At 68.7% G+C, this 19,647-nt stretch carries 22 protein-coding genes and 1 riboswitch; of the genes, 19 read left to right on the forward strand and 3 right to left on the reverse strand.

What is annotated here, in order from left to right; translation table 11 throughout:
- Positions 1–39: 39 nt before the first annotated feature.
- From ESP70_RS00845 to ESP70_RS00860, 4 genes are read left to right on the forward strand one after another with little or no spacing between them, the layout of a single operon-like run.
- Entirely contained in the window at positions 40–273 is a 234-nt protein-coding gene (locus ESP70_RS00845) for an RNA-binding S4 domain-containing protein (RefSeq protein ID WP_149687498.1), read from the forward strand.
- On the forward strand, positions 270–1,415 hold the full coding sequence (locus ESP70_RS00850; RefSeq protein WP_149687499.1) for a hypothetical protein: 1,146 nt from the start codon (positions 270–272) through the stop codon (positions 1,413–1,415). The genes ESP70_RS00845 and ESP70_RS00850 overlap by 4 nt, the downstream gene beginning before the upstream one ends.
- 59 nt (positions 1,416–1,474) lie before the next feature.
- Positions 1,475–2,503, forward strand: coding sequence for an LLM class flavin-dependent oxidoreductase (locus tag ESP70_RS00855; protein WP_149687500.1), 1,029 nt, complete (start codon positions 1,475–1,477; stop codon positions 2,501–2,503).
- Between the two features lie 10 nt (positions 2,504–2,513).
- Positions 2,514–3,551: a Gfo/Idh/MocA family protein gene (locus ESP70_RS00860; RefSeq protein ID WP_149687501.1), complete on the forward strand. Its 1,038-nt coding sequence runs from the start codon at positions 2,514–2,516 to the stop codon at positions 3,549–3,551.
- A gap of 3 nt (positions 3,552–3,554) precedes the next feature.
- Here the strand turns inward: ESP70_RS00860 and ESP70_RS00865 are convergent, their stop codons facing one another.
- Positions 3,555–4,343 (reverse strand): ABC transporter ATP-binding protein, encoded by a 789-nt coding sequence (locus ESP70_RS00865; protein ID WP_149687502.1) that lies wholly within the window; start codon positions 4,341–4,343, stop codon positions 3,555–3,557.
- A gap of 33 nt (positions 4,344–4,376) precedes the next feature.
- Here ESP70_RS00865 and ESP70_RS00870 point away from each other — a divergent pair, with 33 nt between their 5' ends.
- Positions 4,377–5,192, forward strand: coding sequence for a spermidine synthase (locus tag ESP70_RS00870; RefSeq protein ID WP_246161732.1), 816 nt, complete (start codon positions 4,377–4,379; stop codon positions 5,190–5,192).
- A gap of 104 nt (positions 5,193–5,296) precedes the next feature.
- Here ESP70_RS00870 and rocD read toward each other — a convergent pair whose 3' ends face one another.
- Entirely contained in the window at positions 5,297–6,511 is a 1,215-nt protein-coding gene (gene rocD / locus ESP70_RS00875) for an ornithine--oxo-acid transaminase (protein WP_149687503.1), read from the reverse strand.
- Between the two features lie 118 nt (positions 6,512–6,629).
- On the opposite strand from rocD, the gene ESP70_RS00880 reads away from it, so the two are divergent.
- Genes ESP70_RS00880 through ESP70_RS00895 form a run of 4 tightly spaced genes read left to right on the forward strand, consistent with a single transcriptional unit; the run spans position 6,630 to position 10,306 of the window.
- On the forward strand, positions 6,630–7,157 hold the full coding sequence (locus tag ESP70_RS00880) for a hypothetical protein (protein WP_149687504.1): 528 nt from the start codon (positions 6,630–6,632) through the stop codon (positions 7,155–7,157).
- A 36-nt stretch (positions 7,158–7,193) separates the two neighbouring features.
- A complete protein-coding gene (locus ESP70_RS00885; RefSeq protein WP_149687505.1) occupies positions 7,194–7,862 on the forward strand; it encodes a YcnI family copper-binding membrane protein in 669 nt (222 codons plus the stop codon).
- The gene (locus ESP70_RS00890; RefSeq protein WP_188110425.1) at positions 7,855–8,367 is read left to right on the forward strand and encodes a copper resistance CopC family protein; all 513 of its coding nucleotides are present in this window, start codon (positions 7,855–7,857) and stop codon (positions 8,365–8,367) included. The genes ESP70_RS00885 and ESP70_RS00890 overlap by 8 nt, the downstream gene beginning before the upstream one ends.
- A complete protein-coding gene (locus ESP70_RS00895; RefSeq protein ID WP_149687507.1) occupies positions 8,348–10,306 on the forward strand; it encodes a bifunctional copper resistance protein CopD/cytochrome c oxidase assembly protein in 1,959 nt (652 codons plus the stop codon). Before ESP70_RS00890 ends, ESP70_RS00895 begins: the two co-directional genes overlap by 20 nt.
- A 28-nt stretch (positions 10,307–10,334) precedes the next feature.
- Here the strand turns inward: ESP70_RS00895 and ESP70_RS00900 are convergent, their stop codons facing one another.
- Positions 10,335–10,952 carry a superoxide dismutase gene (locus ESP70_RS00900; RefSeq protein WP_056214047.1) on the reverse strand — a complete coding sequence of 206 codons (618 nt, stop codon included), beginning with the start codon at positions 10,950–10,952 and terminating at the stop codon, positions 10,335–10,337.
- Between the two features lie 223 nt (positions 10,953–11,175).
- Here ESP70_RS00900 and clsA point away from each other — a divergent pair, with 223 nt between their 5' ends.
- The 10 genes from clsA (at position 11,176) to gcvP (ending at position 19,589) form a co-directional block, all read left to right on the forward strand.
- The gene (gene clsA, locus ESP70_RS00905; protein WP_149687508.1) at positions 11,176–11,751 is read left to right on the forward strand and encodes a cardiolipin synthase ClsA; all 576 of its coding nucleotides are present in this window, start codon (positions 11,176–11,178) and stop codon (positions 11,749–11,751) included.
- 1 nt (position 11,752) lies between these two features.
- Positions 11,753–12,550, forward strand: coding sequence for a DUF881 domain-containing protein (locus ESP70_RS00910; RefSeq protein WP_149687509.1), 798 nt, complete (start codon positions 11,753–11,755; stop codon positions 12,548–12,550).
- The gene (locus ESP70_RS00915; RefSeq protein ID WP_056214038.1) at positions 12,547–12,879 is read left to right on the forward strand and encodes a small basic family protein; all 333 of its coding nucleotides are present in this window, start codon (positions 12,547–12,549) and stop codon (positions 12,877–12,879) included. Before ESP70_RS00910 ends, ESP70_RS00915 begins: the two co-directional genes overlap by 4 nt.
- Positions 12,872–13,576, forward strand: coding sequence for a DUF881 domain-containing protein (locus ESP70_RS00920; protein WP_149687510.1), 705 nt, complete (start codon positions 12,872–12,874; stop codon positions 13,574–13,576). Before ESP70_RS00915 ends, ESP70_RS00920 begins: the two co-directional genes overlap by 8 nt.
- Before the next feature lie 17 nt (positions 13,577–13,593).
- Positions 13,594–13,971 (forward strand): glycine cleavage system protein GcvH, encoded by a 378-nt coding sequence (gcvH, locus tag ESP70_RS00925; RefSeq protein ID WP_149687511.1) that lies wholly within the window; start codon positions 13,594–13,596, stop codon positions 13,969–13,971.
- Between the two features lie 91 nt (positions 13,972–14,062).
- Entirely contained in the window at positions 14,063–14,515 is a 453-nt protein-coding gene (locus ESP70_RS00930; RefSeq protein ID WP_149687512.1) for an FHA domain-containing protein, read from the forward strand.
- Positions 14,512–15,231 (forward strand): transcriptional regulator FtsR, encoded by a 720-nt coding sequence (ftsR, locus tag ESP70_RS00935; protein WP_188110427.1) that lies wholly within the window; start codon positions 14,512–14,514, stop codon positions 15,229–15,231. Before ESP70_RS00930 ends, ftsR begins: the two co-directional genes overlap by 4 nt.
- Before the next feature lie 4 nt (positions 15,232–15,235).
- Positions 15,236–15,706, forward strand: a complete 471-nt coding sequence (locus tag ESP70_RS00940; RefSeq protein ID WP_149687513.1) for a bifunctional nuclease family protein — start codon at positions 15,236–15,238, stop codon at positions 15,704–15,706.
- 260 nt (positions 15,707–15,966) lie between these two features.
- Complete coding sequence (locus tag ESP70_RS00945; protein WP_149687514.1) at positions 15,967–16,548, forward strand: MerR family transcriptional regulator; 582 nt, start codon at positions 15,967–15,969, stop codon at positions 16,546–16,548.
- A gap of 42 nt (positions 16,549–16,590) precedes the next feature.
- A riboswitch (glycine riboswitch) is annotated at positions 16,591–16,679 on the forward strand.
- Between the two features lie 84 nt (positions 16,680–16,763).
- Positions 16,764–19,589: an aminomethyl-transferring glycine dehydrogenase gene (gcvP, locus tag ESP70_RS00950; RefSeq protein ID WP_149687515.1), complete on the forward strand. Its 2,826-nt coding sequence runs from the start codon at positions 16,764–16,766 to the stop codon at positions 19,587–19,589.
- The last annotated feature ends 58 nt before the right edge of the window (positions 19,590–19,647 follow it).

A 19,647-nucleotide genomic window follows, 5' to 3' on the forward strand; every position in this document is an offset into this window, starting at 1 on the left:
TCGCACGCAGGCGGACGCCGGCCGTGGCAGGCTGGGTGCATGGCCTCTGACGACATCGAGATCGTGCCCATCACGGGTGACATGATCCGCCTGGGACAGTTCCTCAAGTTCGCCAACTTCGCCGAGTCCGGCGCGGCGGCAGGGGAGCTGATCCAGGGCGGCGACGTCAGGGTCGACGGCGAGGTCGAGACCCGTCGTGGCCGCCAGCTGGCCAAAGGCATGGTGATCGAGGTGCAGCTGCCCGGCACGACCCTCGTGGCGCGCGTCGGTTGAGCCGGTCGAAGAGTTTCGTCTCGGCGCTGGTCGTGCTGGTCGGCATTGCGCTCGCAGTCACGCTGTACGTCCGCGACGACGACACCACCGATGCGGTGTTCGACAGCAAGGCGTCCGCTGTTCCCTCGACGATCATCGCGCCACAGTCCGCGACGATCGTCCCCGGCGGGATGCTGGTGACAGCCGGCGATCAGCGTCATGTCGTGCCTCATGCGGTCGGCGCACGGTGGCTGCCGACCGGCACGGTGCTCCTGGCGATCGAACGCAAGGAGCCCGGCTATGTCGCGCAGGTCTATCGCCTCTATGACCCAGTACGCGGCGCGTTCAGCGGCTCGACGATCAAGGGCCAGCTGGGCCCGCCCAACGACCCGACGACCGGCATCTCGTTCGTTGACGGTGACCGGCTGGTGCGCTGGAATCTCGCGCTCACGAAGCGCAGTGTCCTGAACCTGCCGGCCGCGCCACGGGCCAAGGGCGGCGGCGGCGACGTCGTACGCTCGTACGCCGCGCAGCCCGTCACGGTTGGCGGCGCGACCTTCCTTCGCTTCAGCGAGGTGGAGAACGAGGAGGAGACTTTGGCATACGGGGTGATGCGTGTCGCCGCGGACGGCTCGACCTCGGACGTGCTCAAGGGCGATCGGATCACCCGCCTCCGCGTCTCGGCGGATGGTCGGAGCCTGCTGGCCGTCCAGCAGCACAAGGGCGAGCCTTGCGGGGGTTGCGTCGTGCGGCAGGACGTTGTCGAGATCGACCCGGCCGACGGGACGATCGCCGGCACGTACGGAGCACCGCCCGGCTACACGAAGCAGTGGCGCATCACCCGGCTCGACAAGGTCGGCGGCACCGTGGCGGTGCGCTACGAAGGCACCTGCGTGACGGGCGACCTCGCGTGCATACCGAAGCAGTACGGCACGTGGACCTATCGCGACGGCGACTGGTCGAAGGTCGCCGGCAGCGAGCGCATCGAGACCTGGTGGCAGGGCCGTGATGACCGGATCGTCCGGCGCGCCGACCGCAACGTGCTGAAGACGCCGCTGGAGTGGCTGCACGACGGCGAGCGCACCTCGGTGGACGGCCACCTGGCCGACGAGGACAACAACACCGGTGACGTCGCCGGTGGTCTGCTCCGACCGGCATCCTGACCGGGAACAGCGCTCGCCGTCGCGGCGTTGAACCGGCGTACATCAACCTGGGAGATGACATGGCACAGCTCGAGCTCGGTCTCGACACCTTCGGCGACGTGACGTTCGGCGACGACGGCACACCGTTGCCGTACGACCAGGTGATCCGCAACATCGTCGACCAGGCGGTGCTCGCCGACGAGCTCGGTCTCGCGTTCTTCGGCGTGGGCGAGCACCACCGCGAGGACTTCGCCGTCACGGCTCCTGAGGTCGTGCTCGCCGCGATCGCTGCGCGTACGACCAACATCCACCTCGGCACCGCGGTCACGGTGCTGAGCTCGGACGACCCGATCCGCGTCTACGAGCGCTTCGCGACGCTCGACGCGCTCTCCAACGGTCGCGCCGAGGTGATCCTCGGGCGTGGGTCGTTCACCGAGTCGTTCCCGCTGTTCGGCTTCGACCTGAGCCAGTACGAGGAGCTGTTCAGCGAGAAGCTCGACCTGTTCGCGGCGCTGCGCGAGGAGGGCCCGATCACCTGGTCCGGCCACCTCCGGCCACCGTTGGATGGCCAGGAGGTGTTCCCCAAGACGGCTGCGGGCGGCCTCACGACGTGGATCGGCGTCGGCGGGAGCCCTGAGTCGGTCATCCGCGCCGCGCGCTACGGCCTCCCGCTGATGCTCGCGATCATCGGCGGACCGCCCGCGCAGTTCAAGCCGTACGCCGACCTCTACCGGCAGGCGCTCGAACAGCTCGGCAAGCCGCTGCTGCCCATCGGCGTCCACTCGCCGGGACACGTCGCCGACACCGACGAGCAGGCGCTCGACGAGCTCTGGCCGCACTACGAGGTGCAGCGCACCCGCATCGGTCGCGAACGGGGCTGGCCGCCGGCGACGCGCGCCGAGTTCGAGGCGTCGGCTGGTCCGGAGGGCGCCCTGTACGTAGGGTCGCCGCAGACCGTCGCCGACAAGATCGTCCGCAACACCAGGATCCTCGGCATCGACCGGTTCGACCTGAAGTTCAGCAACGGCACGCTGGCGCACGACAAGCTCATGCGCAGCATCGAGCTGTACGGCAAGGAGGTCGTGCCGCTCGTACGGGTGGCGCTCTAGAGTCCTCAGCATGATGCTCGACTCGCTGCCGACCCCGCGTACACCTGACCCGATGGATGCGCCGCCGTTGAGGTGGGGCGTGATGGGGCCGGGCTGGATCGCGGCGCAGTTCACGAAGTCCCTGCAGACGTACACCCGTCAAGAGGTTGTCGCGGTCGGCTCGCGCTCGCTGCCGAGGGCGCAGGAGTTCGCCGCGCAGCACGACGTACGCACGGCGGTCGGCAGCTACGAAGAGCTGGTCGCGCTGGACGACGTCGACATCGTCTATGTCGCCACGCCGCACCCGGCCCACCTCGAGCTCGCGATCCTGAGCCTCGAAGCGGGCAAGCACGTGCTCGTCGAGAAGCCGATCGGGCTCAGCGCCGGGCAGGCTCGCGAGATCGCGGCCGTCGCGGAGCGCACGGGGCTCTACTGCGCCGAGGCGCTGTGGACGATGTTCCTGCCCAAGTGGGACGTCGTGCGTCAGGTGGTCGAGCTCGGCGGGCTGGGGGAGATCAGGTCAGTCCACTCCGAGTACGGCGAGTCGTTCCCCGACGGCCACCGGGTGTTCGACCCGGCCCTCGCCGGCGGCCCGTTGCTCGACCTGGGGATCTATCCGCTCGCGTTCGTCACCTCACTGCTCGGTCCGCACGAGGCCGTTGCAGCGCTCGGCCAGCAGGACCCGCACGGTGTCAACGGGCAGCTCGGCGCCACGATGACGCACGCCGGCGGCACGCTGTCGGTCATTGCGACCACGCTGCACGGCTTCCTGGCCAACCAGGTGACGATCGTCGGCACCGAGGGCATCCTGACCGTCGAGCCCACGCACCACAGCCCGGGGCCGCTGACCCTGCGCTGTGCGGACCGCACGCTGACGTACGACGAGCCCCGTGGCAACCAGGTCTCAGGCCTGCACTTCCAGGCGGTCGAGGCGGCTCGACGCATCACCGCGGGCGAGACGCAGACGCCGTGGTGGACCCTCGGGGCGTCGATCACCGCGCTCGAGGCGTCGGACGAGATCCGGCGGCAGATCGGCGACGACCTGAGGGCCGCGGGCCTACGCGAATGAGCCTCAGGCGGTCGCGCTCCAGCGGCCGTCGCGGTGACGTATCCGGATCGGGTGGTCGAAGCACTCACTGACCCGCTTGCTGGTCAGCACGTCGCCGACGGGACCCGACGCCAGCACGCGACCAGCGCGGAGCAGCACGGCGTGCGTCGTCGAGCGCGGCAGCTCCTCGAAGTGATGCGTCACCATGACGGTGGCGGTCTCCGGGTGCTGGATGCGCAGCTCATCGAGCGTGGAGAGCAGCTGCTCGCGGGCGGCGACATCCAGCCCGGTTGACGGCTCGTCGAGGAGAAGCAGCGGCGGCTCGTGCATCAGGGCGCGGGCGATGAGCGTACGACCTCGCTCACCCTGCGACATCGTCAACCAGTGCGGCGAGGTCGGCACGTCGACGCCGAGGGTCTTCATCAGCAGGCGGGCACGATCGTGCTCCTCCGGTGAGGGGTTCCATCGCGGCACCAGCTCGATCGAGCCGGCGACCCCCGTGAGCACGATCTGCTCGACGGTGAGGTCGGACTGCAGCGGGTGACGCGGGTTGACGTAGCCGATGTGGCCGCGGAGCTCACGCATGTCGACACGGCCGAGCTGCTTGCCAAGCACGTGGACCGTGCCGCGTGTCGGGTGGGTCACGGCTCCGCACAAGTTCAGCAACGTCGTCTTGCCGGCGCCGTTGGGTCCGATGAGCGCCCAGTGCTCGCCCCGGCGCACCGTGAGGTCGATGCCGGACAGGAGCAGCCTGCCCTCGCGCTCGAAGTCGACCCCGTCCACACCCAGCACGACGGCATCTGGTTGGTTCACGCAACCAGCCTAGGCAACGCCTACAGTGGCCCGGTGACCGAGCGCGCGATCGAGATCGTCCAGGACCGGGATCGCCCGTCGGGTCACACGCTGCGCATCGACGGCACCGACCAGTCCCACGTCGACCTGGACGATCCACGGCGGCTCGAGTTCGACTACATGCAGCGCATCGCCGATGTCATCGACGCCCTCGCCGAGCCCGGCCGGCCGTTGCGGTTCGTACACATCGGCGGAGCGGCGATGACGATCCCGCGATACGTCTCGGTGTCGCGGCCGACGTCGGCACAGATCGTGCTCGAACCCGATGAGCGGGTCACGGCGCTCGTGCGCGAACAGCTGCCACTGCCGCGCAACAGCGGCATCAAGGTGCGACCGGTCGACGGTCGCACCGGCATCGCCGCCCTGCGCCCCGACTTCGCCGACGTCGTGATCCTCGATGCGTACGACGGCGCCCAGGTGCCCGCGGAGCTCGCGACGACCGAGTTCTTCGCCGAGGTCGCTCGAGTCGTCGTGGACAGCGGAGTCGTGCTGCTCAACCTCGCGGATCGCGCGCCGTTCCCGTACGTACGCCGGGTCGTCCGCGGCGTGCGCGACCATTTCGACCAGGTCATGATCAGCGCTGAGCCGGCAACCCTCAAGGGCCGGCGGTTCGGCAATGTGCTGGTCTCGGCGTCGCAGTCGCCGTTGCCCTGGGAGGCGTTGGCGAGGCGGGCGGCGAGCTCACCGTTCCCGTACCGGGTGCTGCCCTATCGCGACGTCATCGAGAAGTTCGCCGGCAAGACGTCGTTCAGCGACGCAGACAGCGAACGCTCGCCGGCGCCGCCGGGCGGAGCGACGTTCTTCAGCTGACCCGGGAGGCGGTGCACCAGTCGCCCATCCAGCCGCTGGAAGGGCGAGCAGGTCACCGCCGACGCAGCGGAAGGGCGAGCAGGTCACCGCCGACGCGCTGCGGCTTACGCGTGCAGGGCCTCGGTCAGCGAGTCGACCGCGCCGTCGATCTCCTCGCGCGTGATGACCAGCGGTGGAGCGATGCGCAGCGTACGTTCGTGGGTCTCCTTGCAGAGCACTCCGCGATCGCGCAGCGCCATCGACACCTCGCGACCGGTCTTGGCCGCCGGGTCGATGTCGACGCCGGCCCACAGGCCACGCCCGCGAACGGCCACGAGCCCCTTGCCGACCAGCTCGTTGAGCCGGCCGTGCAGGTGCTCGCCGAGATCGCGTGAACGCTCCTGGAACTCACCGCCCTCGAGCAGCTCGACGACCGCGCGACCGACGGCACAGGCCACGGGGTAACCGCCGAAGGTCGACCCGTGCTGGCCGGGCTTGAGGACACCGAGCACGTCAGCGCGACCCACGACCGCCGACACCGGGATGATGCCGCCCCCGAGAGCCTTGCCCAGCGTGTAGAGGTCGGCGCGCACGTTCTCGTGGTCGAGCGCGAACAGCTTGCCGGTGCGAGCCAGGCCGGACTGGATCTCGTCGGCGACGAGCAGCACGTCGTTCTCGTCGCACAGCGCCCGGACGCCGGCGAAGAACCCGGCGGGCGGCACGATGACGCCGGCCTCGCCCTGGATCGGCTCCATCAGCACGGCGGCGGTGTTGGGCGTGATGGCGGCGCGTACGGCGTCGAGGTCGCCGTAGGGCACCGTGATGAAGCCCGGTGTGAACGGGCCGTAGTTGTCGTGGGCGACCGGATCGTCGGAGAACGACACGATCGTCGTCGTGCGGCCGTGGAAGTTGCCGGCGGCGACGATGATCTCCGCGCGATCGAACTCGACGCCCTTGACCTCGTAGGCCCACTTGCGGGCGACCTTGATCGCGGACTCGACGGCTTCCGCGCCGGTGTTCATCGTCAGCACCATCTCGGTGCCGGTCAGGGCGGCGAGGTCTCGGCAGAACGCGCCGAACTGGTCGTTGTGGAAGGCGCGCGAGGTCAGCGTAAGGCGGTCGAGCTGGCTGCGGGCCGCGTCGAGCAGTGCGGGGTGCCGGTGACCGAAGTTGAGCGCCGAGTAGCCCGACAGGAAGTCGAGGTAGCGGTTGCCGTCGACGTCCGTCACCCATGCGCCCTCGGCCTCGGAGATCACGACCGGAAGGGGGTGATAGTTGTGTGCTCCCCACTGCTCGTCGAGGGTGATGAAGGACGCGGTGTCGTGTGCGGTTGCTGCCATGTGACCCACGGTACATACGTACGAGGCTCACCTCGAACTCCGGTGATCCCGGTAGCGATCGCGTCGTCAGGTCACCGCCGGTGATGGTGACGAATCGGCCGGTCGATAGCCTGAGACCGTGCCCGGGACCGTGTTCGACGTCGCGCTGCGACCCGCGGCGGGTCCCGTCCGCCTCGTACGCTCGACAGCCGCCGCGCTGGCCTGCGTCGCCGCTGCTGCGGCCGGCCACCTGACCGCCGGCGGGACGATCGGGACCGCCGCGGTCCTCACGACGTTCGCGGGCGCCAGCGTCGTCGCCTGGCTGCTCTCGGCGCGCCGGGTCACGCCGGGCCAGCTGCTCGGCCTGCTCGTGCTGTGCCAGGTCTGGGTGCACCTCGGCTGCTCCACCGGCGAGATGCGGATGTCGGCGCCGATGGTGGCGGCCCACGTGCTCGCGACCGCGGTCAGCGCCGTGGCGCTCGCGCGTGGTGAGGCGTTCGTGTGGCAGCTCGCCGAGCGGCTCGGTCTCCGCGTCGCGCCGCACGGTCTGCGCGCCGCCGCGATCCCGTCCTGGCGGCCGGCCGCGCCCGTCGTCGTGGCGCGATCACTGCAGGACGTACGTCTGGCGCACTCACGCGCCGAGAGGGGACCGCCGAGCGGGTCCTGACCCCGCTTCGCATCCTCCTCTCAGAAAGTTCTCTTCATGAATCGCACCACCGCGCGGCTGTCTGCTGCGCTCATCACGGTTGCCCTCGTGGGCATCGCCGGCCCGGCTTTCGCGCACGTCAGCGTCTCGTCGACCGATGCGTCGCCGGGCGGGTTCGGCAAGGCGGTCTTCCGCGTGCCGACCGAGTCCGAGACGGCGTCGACGACCAAGCTCGTCATCACGCTGCCCCAGGACACGCCGTTCGCCTTCCTCAACGCGCAGACCAAGCCGGGCTGGAAGGTCACGATCAAGGAGGCCAAGCTCGCCAAGCCGACCAAGGTCGGCGACTTCGAGCTCACCAAGGCCGTACGCACCGTCACCTGGACGTCGACCGGCGCGGGCATCCCGCCTTCGCAGTTCGACGAGTTTGCGATCTCGGGCGGGCCGTTCCCGGATGCCGACACGATCGCGTTCACGGCCAAGCAGACCTACAGCGACGGCAAGGTCGTCGTCTGGGACCAGATCCAGAAGGGCGACACCGAGCCCGAGCACCCGGCGCCGACGCTCAGCCTCTCGGCACCCGTCGAGGACTCCGCAGCTGACGCCAGCACGCCGAAGAGCACGAGCGATGCCGACACCACGGGTCGGTGGCTCGGCGGCGGTGCCCTGGCGGTGGCGGCCGTCGCCCTTCTTGTGGCTCTGCGGGAGAATCGACGTCGTGCGTAACGTCGTTCTCCGCGCGGCTCTCCTGAGCCTCGTCCTGCTTCTGGTGGGGTCGGGCCCGGCGTCGGCGCATGCGTCGCTCGTCGGGTCCGACCCCAAGGACGGGGCGACTCTGCGGACCGCCCCATCGGGGATCACGTTCACGTTCAACGAGAACGTCGGCAACCCGGCCTACATCTCGGTCACCGCGCCCAACGGCAGCAAGGTCGACGTGACTAGGGTCCGGGCCGTCGACAACCGCGTGACCGGCACGGTCGCCGACGTCGACCAGAAGGGTCGCTACACCGCGTCCTACCGCGTCGTCTCGGCCGACGGCCATCCCGTCGAGGGCACGATCCACTACTCGGCGACGACCGGCCGCACGGTCAAGCAGGTCGAGCCACCCAACGAGGAGACGTTCATCCACCGCCACAGTGCCCACCTGTTCTGGGGCATCCTCGCCGCGGCCGTGGCGATCGCCCTGCTTCTCGCACCGTTGAGGAGGCGAGATGACACGCGCAACCCGTGACGTGGTCCTGGCCTTCCTGCTGGCCGGCTTCACGCTGGTCGCGTTGCTGGAGATCGGGGGAGGGGCGCCCCAGATCGCCCTGGCAGGCATCCCCAGCGCGGGCGGCTTCATCGGCTGGGCCGTCCCGTTCACCAAGCTGCTGACCGATGCCTCGGCGGTGCTGGTGATCGGCTTCCTCGCGGCCGCGGTGTTCCTGCTGCCGTCGTCGGGCAACGAGGTCGAGGGACTCTCGGTCCGCGCCGTACGCATCGCCGCGCGCTGGGCGACGGTGTGGGCGGTCGCCAGCGTCTTCTACTTCTTCATCAAGGTTGGCGAGACGTTCGCCGCCCCGCTGACCGGGCTCAGGTGGCCCTACATCACCGGCTACGCACAGGCGTCCGAAGGCCGCGCGATCCTGCTCCAGGCACTGCTGGCGGCCGTCGTGGCGGTCGGCGCACGCTGGACGCTCGGCACCCGGTCGCTGGCCGCCCTGCTCGGCTTCGCGCTGGCCGGCATGGCGCCGATCGCGCTCACGGGCCATTCTGCGTCGTCGGGGTCACACGACCTGGCCACGACGAGCCTGCTGCTGCACCTGCTGGGCGTGACGCTGTGGGTGGGGGGGCTCGCCGCGCTCGGCTGGGTCGCGACGCATGGCAGCAAGCGGCTCGAGGCCGCTGTCGCCCGGTTCTCGGCGCTGGCCACGTGGGCGTTCGTCATCATCGGCGTCTCAGGCGTCGTCAACGCCTCGGTGCGCCTGGGCTCGGTCGGTGAGGTCTTCGGGTCGGCATACGGTCGACTGGTCCTGCTCAAGGTCGCGGCGCTCGCGGTCCTCGGCTGGCTGGGCTGGCAGCAGCGGCGCCGGATCAGGAGCCAGGGCGCCGGATTCCTGCGGCTCGCCATCATGGAGCTGTTCATCATGGCCGCCACTATGGGGCTGGCGGTGGCGTTGTCGCGCACCCCGACGCCCGTCGGCAACAACGTGTTCAACACGCCGATCGAGGAGTTGCTCGGTGGCCCACTTCCACCGGCGCCGACTGTCCTGCGCCTGCTGTGGGGCTGGTCCGGCAACGGTGTCGGTCTGGCGGTCGTCTGCCTTGGCACGGCGCTCTACCTGCGCGGCGTCTGGGCGATGCACCGTCGCGGCGACGCGTGGCCCGCCGGACGTACGATCTCGTGGCTGTTCGGCATGCTGGTCATCGCGTGGGCCACGTTCGGCGGTCTGGGCGTTTATTCACACGTCCTGTTCAGCGCCCACATGGCGTCACACATGCTGCTGTCGATGGTCGCGCCGATCTTCCTCGTCCTCGGCGCACCCATGACCTTGGCGCTGCGCACGCTCCCGGGGCCGCGACAGCCGGGCGAGGTGTCACCGCGCGCGATGCTCCTGTCATTCCTGCACTCGCGGTTCTCGCGGTTCTTCACTCACCCGATCATTCCGCCGGTGCTGTTCGTCGGCAGCCTCTACGGCCTCTACTTCAGCGGCGCCTTCGAGTCGCTCATGGGCAACCACTGGGGCCACGCGCTCATGGAGCTGCACTTCCTCGCCGTCGGCACGTTGTTCTACTACGTCCTGATCGGCGTCGACCCCGCGCCACGGGCGATTCAACCGCTCGTACGCTTCGGGATGCTGCTGGTCACCGTGCCGTTCCACGCGTTCTTCGCTGTCGCGGTGATGTCGTCCAACACGGTGTTCGCCGGCGACTACTGGCGTTCCCTGGACCGGCCCTATCGCACGGACCTGCTCGCCGACCAGTACCTCGGCGGCGGGATGGCGTGGGCGATGGGCGAGATCCCGCTGATCCTGGTGATGGCCGCGATCCTCGTGCAGTGGTTCAAGTCCGATGCCCGCGAGGCGAAGCGGTTCGACCGTTCGGAGAGTCGTACGGGCGACGAGCAGCTCGAGGCCTACAACGCCCGCCTGCGCGACCTCGCCGAGCACGGAAAACGGCGAGACCCCTGAGGGATCCCGCCGTCGGCCGTGTCGTCGGTCAGAAGATGATCTGGCCGCCGGAGGTTGCCGCGCTGAAGCGCCGCTGGGCGTCAGCCCAGTTGGCGATGTTCCACCACGCCTTGACGTAGTCGCCCTTGACGTTGAGGTAGTCGAGGTAGAACGCGTGCTCCCACATGTCCAGCTGGATGATCGGGATCAGCGTCGCCGGGATGTTGTTCTGCTGGTCGAACAGCTGCACGTTGATCAGCCGCTGGCCCAGCGTGTCCCAGGCCAGGATCGCCCAGCCGGAGCCCTGCAGGCCCAGCGCCGACGCCTCGAACTGCGCACGGAACGCGTCGAACGAGCCGAAGTTGTCATCGATCGCCGCGCCGAGCTCGCCGTCGGGCTTGTCGCCGCCCTCGGGGGAGAGGTTCGTCCAGAAGATCGAGTGGTTGATGTGACCGCCGAGGTTGAACGCGAGGTTCTTCTCCAGCAGGTTGATCGTGTCGTGGGCCTCGGTGCTGCGCGCCTCTTCGAGCTTCTCGAGCGCGGTGTTCAGGCCGTTGACGTAGTTCTGATGGTGCTTCGAGTGGTGAAGCTCCATGATCTTGCCCGAAATGTGCGGATCCAGTGCGCCGTAGTCGTACGGCAGATCCGGAAGTGTGTAGTCAGCCACGATCCTCCTCGGGACGTGGGCACCTCGTGTGCCCGTTGTGTAGTTGTATGCGTTTCAACTGCCAGTCTGTCAGTCCTGTTCCCGTACGCAACGCCGGTGCCCAACCCGTGGGCAGCGCGCCCGTGTCCGCGGGCCGACGAGCGGTACGCATGTCCTAGTCTGTCTGTGGACATTCCGGGGGACCGACCACGACCAACGGCCACGACGTACGAGGAGGATCGAGATGGAGGAGCGCATCCTCACGATCCCCAACGCCCTCAGCTTCGTGCGCCTGTTGCTCGTCCCGGTGTTCCTCTGGCTCGTGCTCGGGCCGAGATACGACGAGCTCGCGCTGGCCGTCCTGATGGTCTCCGGCATCACCGACTACCTCGACGGCAAGCTGGCCCGCCGGCTCAACCAGACGTCCAAGATCGGCGCGATCCTCGACCCCGTCGCTGATCGGTTCTTCATCCTGGCCGTCGTGATCGGGCTCGGCTACCGCGACATCATCCCGTGGTGGCTCGCCGTGATCCTGCCGCTGCGCGACGTCTTCCTGTTCAGCCTCGTGCCGTTCCTGCGCACGCGCGGCTACAGCTCACTGCCGGTCCACTTCCTCGGCAAGGCCGCCACGGCGAGCCTGCTCTACGCCTTCCCGCTGCTGCTGCTCGGCGACGCGACCGGCACCGTGGCCGACCTCGCCAACGTGTTCGGCTGGGCGTTCACGATCTGGGGTGTGGCGCTCTACTGGTGGGGTGGCGTCCTGTACGCCTTCCAGGTGCGCCGGCTCATGACGTCGACAGCCCCCGTGGTCCGGAGCTGACATGTCCGAGCCGGAGGCGCCACAGCGGGCCGAAGGCCTGCTCGAGCAGATCGCGGACACCGCGCTCGACGACGACTACTACGTCGTACGCGCTGGCGACTACGCCCAGTCGCGGGAGTTCAACACGCCGCTCACGGCGCTCGTCCTCGCGGCCTTCGCCGTGCTCGTGATGATGGCCGCTGTCCAGACCCGCAACGACCGCCCGGCGACCGAGCGCGAGCGCAGCACGCTCATCAGCGACGTCGCGGCGCGCAAGAAGCTCCAAGCCAACCGAGAGGCGACGGCCGAGCGACTCCGCAAGCAGGTGGCCGACCTGTCGGCGTCCGTCGACCGGTTCGACCCGGCCTATCAGGACGTCCGGGTCGAGACCGGCGATCTTGCCGTCTCGGGCCCCGGCATCACGGTCATCGTGAGCCCCAGCACGCAGGACAACCTCGACGGCTCGATCACCGACGGCGACCTCCAGATCCTGGTCAACGGGCTCTGGTACGCCGGCGCCGAGGCCGTGGCGATCAACGGCCAGCGCATCGGCAATCTCACCGGCATCCACTTCGCCAACGATGCGATCAACGTCAACTACACCGACATCGCCCCGCCCTACCGCGTCGTCGCGATCGGCCCGAACGACACGCTGATGCAACGGTTCCAGGACAACCCGGCGGGCCACTACTGGGCTGCGCGGCAAGAGAATGCTGCCGTGCAGTTCGGCATGACACCATCGTCTGACCTGTCCGTTCCCGCAGTACCCAAGAAGCGCATGACGATCCGTCACGCGACAGCCATCAAGGGGGAAGAATGATCCCGGTCATCGGCCTGGCCATCGGCATTGCGGCCGGACTCCTCTTCGAGCCGACCGTGCCAACGGACCTGCAGCCGTACCTCCCGATCGCGATCGTCGCGGCGCTCGACGCTGTCATCGGTGCTCTGCGTGCTCTGGGAGAGCGGCGCTTCAACGACCGGGTGTTCGTGGTGTCGTTCATCTCCAACGTCGTGATCGCCGCGTTCATGGTCTATCTCGGCGACCAGCTCGGTGTGGGTTCACAACTGTCGACCGGAGTCGTGGTCGTGCTGGGCATCCGCATCTTCGCCAACGCGGCGGCGATCCGACGGAGGATCTTCCATGCCTGAGTCGCGGTGGCGGTCGCTCCTGCGGCCGACCTTTCCCCTGGTCACGGTAGCCGTCCTGCTGGGCATTCTCGGTCTCGCGATCGTGGCGCAGGTCCACGAGAAGGACAACGACGACTACTCGAACGTACGCGGAGACGACCTGGTCGAGCTGTTGAAGTCCCTCGATGCCGCCAACGAACGACTCGGCACCCAGATCGACGAGCTCACGAAGACCCGCAACGGCCTCCTCAGCAGCACCAAGCGCACCGAGAAGGCCGAGAAGCAGGCGAAGCTCCGCGCCGAGCAGCTCGCGATCCTCGCCGGCACGTCCGGCGCCACGGGACCCGGCGTGGAGGTCATCATCCAGGACCCCGACAAGGACATCGACGCCTCGGCGTTGCTCGACGCGATCGAGGAGCTCCGCGATGCCGGCGCCGAGGCCATCGCGATCAACGGCGTGGCCCGCGTCATCGCGCAGACCTACTTCCTCGACGAGGACGACGAGATCCGGGTCGGCGGACGCGAGATCAAGCGGCCCTACGTGATCGAGGCGATAGGGGACCCGTCGGTGCTCGCGGGGGCGGTACGCTTTCCCGGCGGACTCATCGACACGATCACGACGCGCGGTGGCACGGCGACCGTGACCAAGCAGGACAAGGTCACGATCACGGCGCTGGCCGACGTCACGACACCTGAGTACGCTCGACCATCATCCTGACCGGCTAGGAGCACGCGGTGATCCCTGAGGACCTCTACTACAGCGAAGAGCACGAGTGGGTGCGCCTCGACGAGGACATCGCGACGATCGGCATCACCGACTTCGCGCAGGACCAGCTCGGCGACATCGTCTATGTCGAGCTGCCTGCGGTGGGGGACCGGGTCGAGGCCGGCGCCGTGATCGGCGAGCTCGAGTCGACCAAGTCCGTGTCCGACATCTTCTCGCCGCTGTCCGGTGAGGTCGTGTCCCGCAACGATGCGCTCGACGGCGGGCCCGAGGTCATCAACTCCGACCCTTACGGCGAGGGCTGGCTCATCAAGCTGCGCACGTCCGAGGAGGAGCCCACCGCGGCCCTGCTCGAGGCCGAGGCCTACTCCGCGCTCGTCTCCGACTGACGATCACGGCGTGTCGCGATCGCGCGGGTGCTAAGTTGGAGATGAAGTCTCAACCCGTACTCAAGACCACGACTTTTCAGGAGTGAACCCGATGTCAACGCCGGACCACGAGCCCGACGGAACCGCCGGACCGGTGCCTCCGAGCGATGACACGACGCACATCCCCATCCTCGACGCCGACACCGAGGAGATGTCTGCGTCCGACGTCTCGGCGGTCGAGAACCTGCCGGCCGGGAGCGCGATGCTGCTGGTGCAGCGCGGCCCCGACTCGGGTGCGCGGTTCCTGCTCGACAGCGATGTCGTGACCGTGGGGCGGCACCCCGACAGCGACATCTTCCTCGACGACATCAGCGTCTCGAGGCGCCACGCAACCTTCACGCGCAGCGAGGCGGGCTACGCGATCGCCGACCTCGGCAGCCTCAACGGCAGCTACGTCAACCGTGACCGCATCGACAGCGAAGTGACGCTGGCGGGCGGCGATGAGGTGCAGATCGGCAAGTACCGCCTGATCTACTTCGCCGGAGCACTGAAGGACCAGGCGTGACGGAGCCGCTGCCGGAGCTGTCTCGCCTCGGCATCGGCAAGGTGCTCGACGAGCTCCTGCCAGAGTTCCCCGATCTCACGATCACCAAGATCCGCTACCTCGAGTCCGAGGGACTGCTGGAGCCGGAGCGTACGTCTTCGGGCTATCGCAAGTTCTCGTTCGGTGACGTCGAGCGGCTGCGATTCATCCTGCGCCAGCAGCGCGACAAGTTCTGGCCCCTGAGCCACATCCGGCAGGTCCTCGACGACCTGGACCGCGGCGTCGTGCCCGACACCGAGCTCGGCGGAGTGACTCGCGTGCCCCGGCTGAGCCTCGCGGCTGACGACCTGCCGACCGCTGACACGTTCGCCGAGCCCAAGAGCCATGTGCGCCTGTCGCGCGAAGAGCTGCTCGAGTCCGCCGGCATCGACTCGGACACGCTAGACGCGATCGAGGAGTTCGGCCTGATCGATCGTCGGCCCACCCAGACCTATTACGACGGCGAGGCCCTGCAGGTTGCCGCGCTGGTGGGACAGTTCGTCGAGCTCGGCATCGAACCGCGGCACCTGCGCATCTTCCGGACGGCCGCCGATCGTGAGGTGGCCCTGTTCGAGCAGGTCGTGACCCCGCGGGCCCGTCAGCTCGACAAGGAGGCCAGTGAGCAGGCCGTGTCAGCCCTCGCTGCGCTGTCCGTGCGCCTGCAGACCGTCCTGGTCAGAAGCCGATTGCGCGGTTAGCCCGGTGCGCGAGGTCGAAGTCGTCGGAGTCCGGGTCGAGATGCCGACCAACCAGCCGCTCGTGCTCCTTCGAGAGCTCGACGGTGGTCGCTACTTGCCGATCTGGATCGGTGCCGTCGAGGCATCCGCCATCGCGTACTCCCAGCAGGGCACTGTGACGGCGCGACCACTGACCCACGAGCTGATGCAGCACATCGTCGAGGCACTGGGCGATGAGCTCACCGAGGTGCAGATCATCGACGTGCGTGACGGCATCTTCTACGCCAACCTGATCTTCGCCTCGGGCTCCGAGGTGGAGGCGCGGCCGTCCGACTCGATCGCCCTCGCACTGCGTTCGGGCGCACGGATCCTGTGTGCCGAGGACGTCCTCGATGAAGCCGGCATCCTGGCGACGACCGACGAGGACGAGGAGATCGAGAAGTTCCGCGAGTTCCTCGACGAGATCTCGCCCGAAGACTTTGGTGAGACCGAGTGAGCTCTGCGAACGAGCGTCGAACCAGGTTGAGCGATCGCGGCGAAGCCGCCTGATGACGAAACCCCGTGAGTCGGAAGAGGCTCGCGCAAGCGGCAACCCTCAACCCTGAAGTGAGACTTCAGGCCGGCGACACGCCCGGTTTTGCGCTTGGTCGTTGCTTTGGCAAAGTCTCACCCTTACCTTGAGAGAACTACCGAAGGTACACGGATGTAGTTCGTGGAGGTAGTCTTCCCCAATACCAGCATTGGAAGGCATTCTCGATGATCGAGTCACGCGACGACGTCACGGCCACCACGCAAGCCGTGGCAGAGGCCAGCGACCAAGGCCTCCTGTTCACCGATGATGTCTCGCCGCTCCCTGAGGACGCGGGATTCCGCGGCCCGACCGCCTGCAGCGCCGCCGGGATCACCTACCGCCAGCTCGACTACTGGGCCCGCACCGGACTGGTCGAGCCGACCGTACGTTCGGCGACCGGCTCCGGCACGCAGCGCCTCTACTCGTTCAAGGACATCCTGCTGCTCAAGATCATCAAGCGTCTGCTCGACGCCGGTGTCTCGCTGCAGCAGATTCGCATCGCTATCGACCACCTCCGCGCCCGCGGCACCGACGACCTGACCCAGGTCACACTCATGAGCGACGGCGCCAGCGTCTACGAGTGCCGCTCCGCCGACGAGGTCATCGACCTGCTCCAGGGCGGTCAGGGCGTGTTCGGCATCGCGATCGGCGGTGTGTGGAAGGAGATCGAGGGCTCGCTCCACGAGCTCCCGAGCGAGCGCGCTGTCGAGATCAGCCTCGCCGACGACGAGCTCGCCGCTCGCCGCCGCGCCCGCCTGAGCTCCTAGGCAGCAGACCTCGGCATCGCCTTGGTAGGCTTGCGGTGCTGTCGACCGCGCGTGGGAGAGTTCGCCCAGGCGGCGCCGAAGGGGCAATTCCTCCCCGGAACCTCTCAGGCACCAAGGACCACGCGACCGAGGCAATTCTGGAGCCCTCAGCCTCGCGGCCGGGAGTGACAGAAGGGGAGGCGTAGTTCGACGCCTCTACCTTCGGGAGCTCCCTCGTGCCATCCGCATTCGCCAGTCGCCACATCGGTCCGACCCCGTCCGACCAGGACGCCATGGTTCGCCGGGTCGGCTACGACTCGCTCGACGCCCTGATGGCCGCCGCCGTCCCCTCCGGGATCCGCAGCGCCACGGCACTCAACCTGCCGGCCGCGCAGACCGAGACCGAGGCGCTCGCGACACTGCGTGACCTCGCCGGACGCAACAACCCTGGCGTGGCGATGATCGGCCTGGGCTACCACCCGACGGTCACGCCGCCCGTGATCCGGCGCAACGTGCTGGAGGACCCGTCCTGGTACACGGCCTACACGCCGTACCAGCCGGAGATCTCGCAGGGCCGGCTCGAAGCGCTGATCAACTTCCAGACCGTCATCGCCGACCTGACCGGTCTGACGACCGCGAACTCGTCACTGCTCGACGAGGGCACCGCGGTTGCCGAAGCCATGACCTTGATCCGCCGGGCGACCAAGGGCAAGGACACGCTGCCGATCATCATCGACGCCGGGCTGCTCCCGCAGACGCTCGCCGTGACGCACACGCGTGCCGAGGCGCTCGGGATCGAGCTCGTCGAGGCCGACCTGGCGGCCGGCGTGCCCGAGGTCGAGGCTGCCGGCACGATCATCGCCTACCCGCGCACTGACGGCCAGATCGTCGACCCCCGGCCAGCGATCGACGCGGCGCACGCTTTTGGCGGCCTGGCCGTCGTGGTGGCCGACCCACTGGCGCTCACGCTGCTCGCGTCGCCCGGCTCGATGGGCGCGGATGTCGTCGTCGGCTCGAGCCAGCGGTTCGGCGTGCCGATGTTCTACGGCGGACCGCACGCGGGCTTCATGGCAGTCCGTGAAGGCCTGGAGCGGCACCTGCCCGGTCGCCTCGTCGGTGTCTCTGTCGACAGCGCGGGCCGTCCGGCGTACCGGCTGGCCCTGCAGACCCGCGAGCAGCACATCCGCCGCGAGAAGGCGACGTCCAACATCTGCACCGCACAGGTGCTCCTGGCCGTTGCCGCGTCGATGTACGCGGTCTACCACGGTCCTGAGGGCCTTCGCGAGATCGCCCGTGAGGTCAACGGCTCGGCCCGGCTGCTGGCCGCCGGCCTGCGAGCTGGGGGAGTCGACGTCGCCGAGGGCGGCTTCTTCGACACCGTCGTCGCGCAGGTGCCGGGCGAGGCGGCCGGCATCGTCGCCAAGGCGCGCGAGGCAGGTGTCCACCTGAGGCTCGTCGACGCCGATCACGTCGGCATCACGACCAACGAGACGACGACGGGTGCGCACCTCGACGCGGTGTGGAACGCGTTCGGTGTGGCCGGGGTCGACGAGGCGCCTGAGTCCCTGCCGGCGGAGCTGCTGCGCACGGACGAGATCCTCACGCACCCGGTGTTCCACGAGCACCACAGCGAGACGCAGATGCTGCGCTACCTGCGCAAGCTCAGCGATCGCGACTACGCCCTCGACCGCGGCATGATCCCGCTGGGCTCGTGCACCATGAAGCTCAACGCGACGGCCGAGATGGAGCCCATCAGCTGGCCCGGCTTCGCCGACCTGCACCCGTTCGTGCCGGCCGAGGACGCCGCCGGGATGATCGAGCTCGTCGAGACGCTCGAGTCCTGGCTGGCTGAGGTCACCGGATATGCCGCCGTGTCGATCCAGCCCAACGCCGGGTCACAGGGCGAGTTCGCCGGTCTGCTGGCCATCCGGGCGTACCACCTGAGCCGTGGCGACGACCACCGCAACGTCTGCCTGATCCCGGCGTCGGCGCACGGCACCAACGCCGCATCCGCGGTCATGGCCGGCATGCGTGTCGTGATCGTCAAGTCGACGGACGAGGGCGAGGTCGACCTCGCCGACCTGCGCGCGCAGTGCGAGGCGCACGCCGACGATCTCGCCGCGATCATGGTGACGTACCCGTCGACGCACGGCGTCTACGAGCACGGCATCACCGAGCTGTGCGACATCGTGCACAGCCACGGCGGCCAGGTGTACGTCGACGGCGCCAACCTCAACGCGCTGCTCGGCCACGCGGCTCCCGGCCAGTTCGGCGGCGACGTCTCGCACCTCAACCTGCACAAGACGTTCTGCATCCCGCACGGCGGCGGCGGCCCCGGCGTTGGCCCGGTCGCCGTTGCGGAGCACCTCGTCCCGTTCCTGCCGACGCACCCGCTGCACCCCGTGGAGAGCAAGCGTGAGGGCGTGGGCGCTATCAGCGCGGCGCCGTACGGATCGGCCGGCATCCTGCCGATCCCGTACGCGTACATCGCGATGATGGGCGCTGATGGCCTGACCGAGGCGACATCGGTCGCCGTGCTGTCGGCCAACTACATCGCCAAGCGCCTCGAGAGCGCGTTCCCGGTGCTCTACACGGGCGACAACGGGCTCGTGGCGCACGAGTGCATCCTCGACGTCCGGCCGCTCTCGAAGGCGTCAGGGCTCAGCATCGACGACGTCGCGAAGCGGCTCATCGACTACGGGTTCCACGCGCCCACCATGAGCTTCCCGGTGCCGGGGACCCTGATGGTCGAGCCGACGGAGTCCGAGGACCTCGCCGAGCTCGATCGGTTCTGCGACGCGATGCTCGCGATCCGCGCCGAGATCGATGCGGTGACTGCGGGGGAGTACGCCGATGGCGACAACCCGCTCGTGCACGCCCCGCACACGATGCGCGACCTGCTCGACTGGCAGCACGCCTACTCGATCGAGACCGGCGCGTTCCCGGCCGGCTCGGTGGACGACAAGTACTGGCCGCCGGTCGGCCGGATCGACCAGGCGTACGGCGACCGCAACCTCGCCTGCTCCTGCCCCCCGATCGAAGCCTTCGCCGACCAACGCTGACGAGTCACTCCGGACGTGGTGACGAGTCACTTCGCGCACTGGAAGTGACTCCTCACCA

Source organism: Aeromicrobium ginsengisoli, from assembly GCF_004134905.2.
Taxonomy (GTDB): domain Bacteria; phylum Actinomycetota; class Actinomycetes; order Propionibacteriales; family Nocardioidaceae; genus Aeromicrobium; species Aeromicrobium ginsengisoli.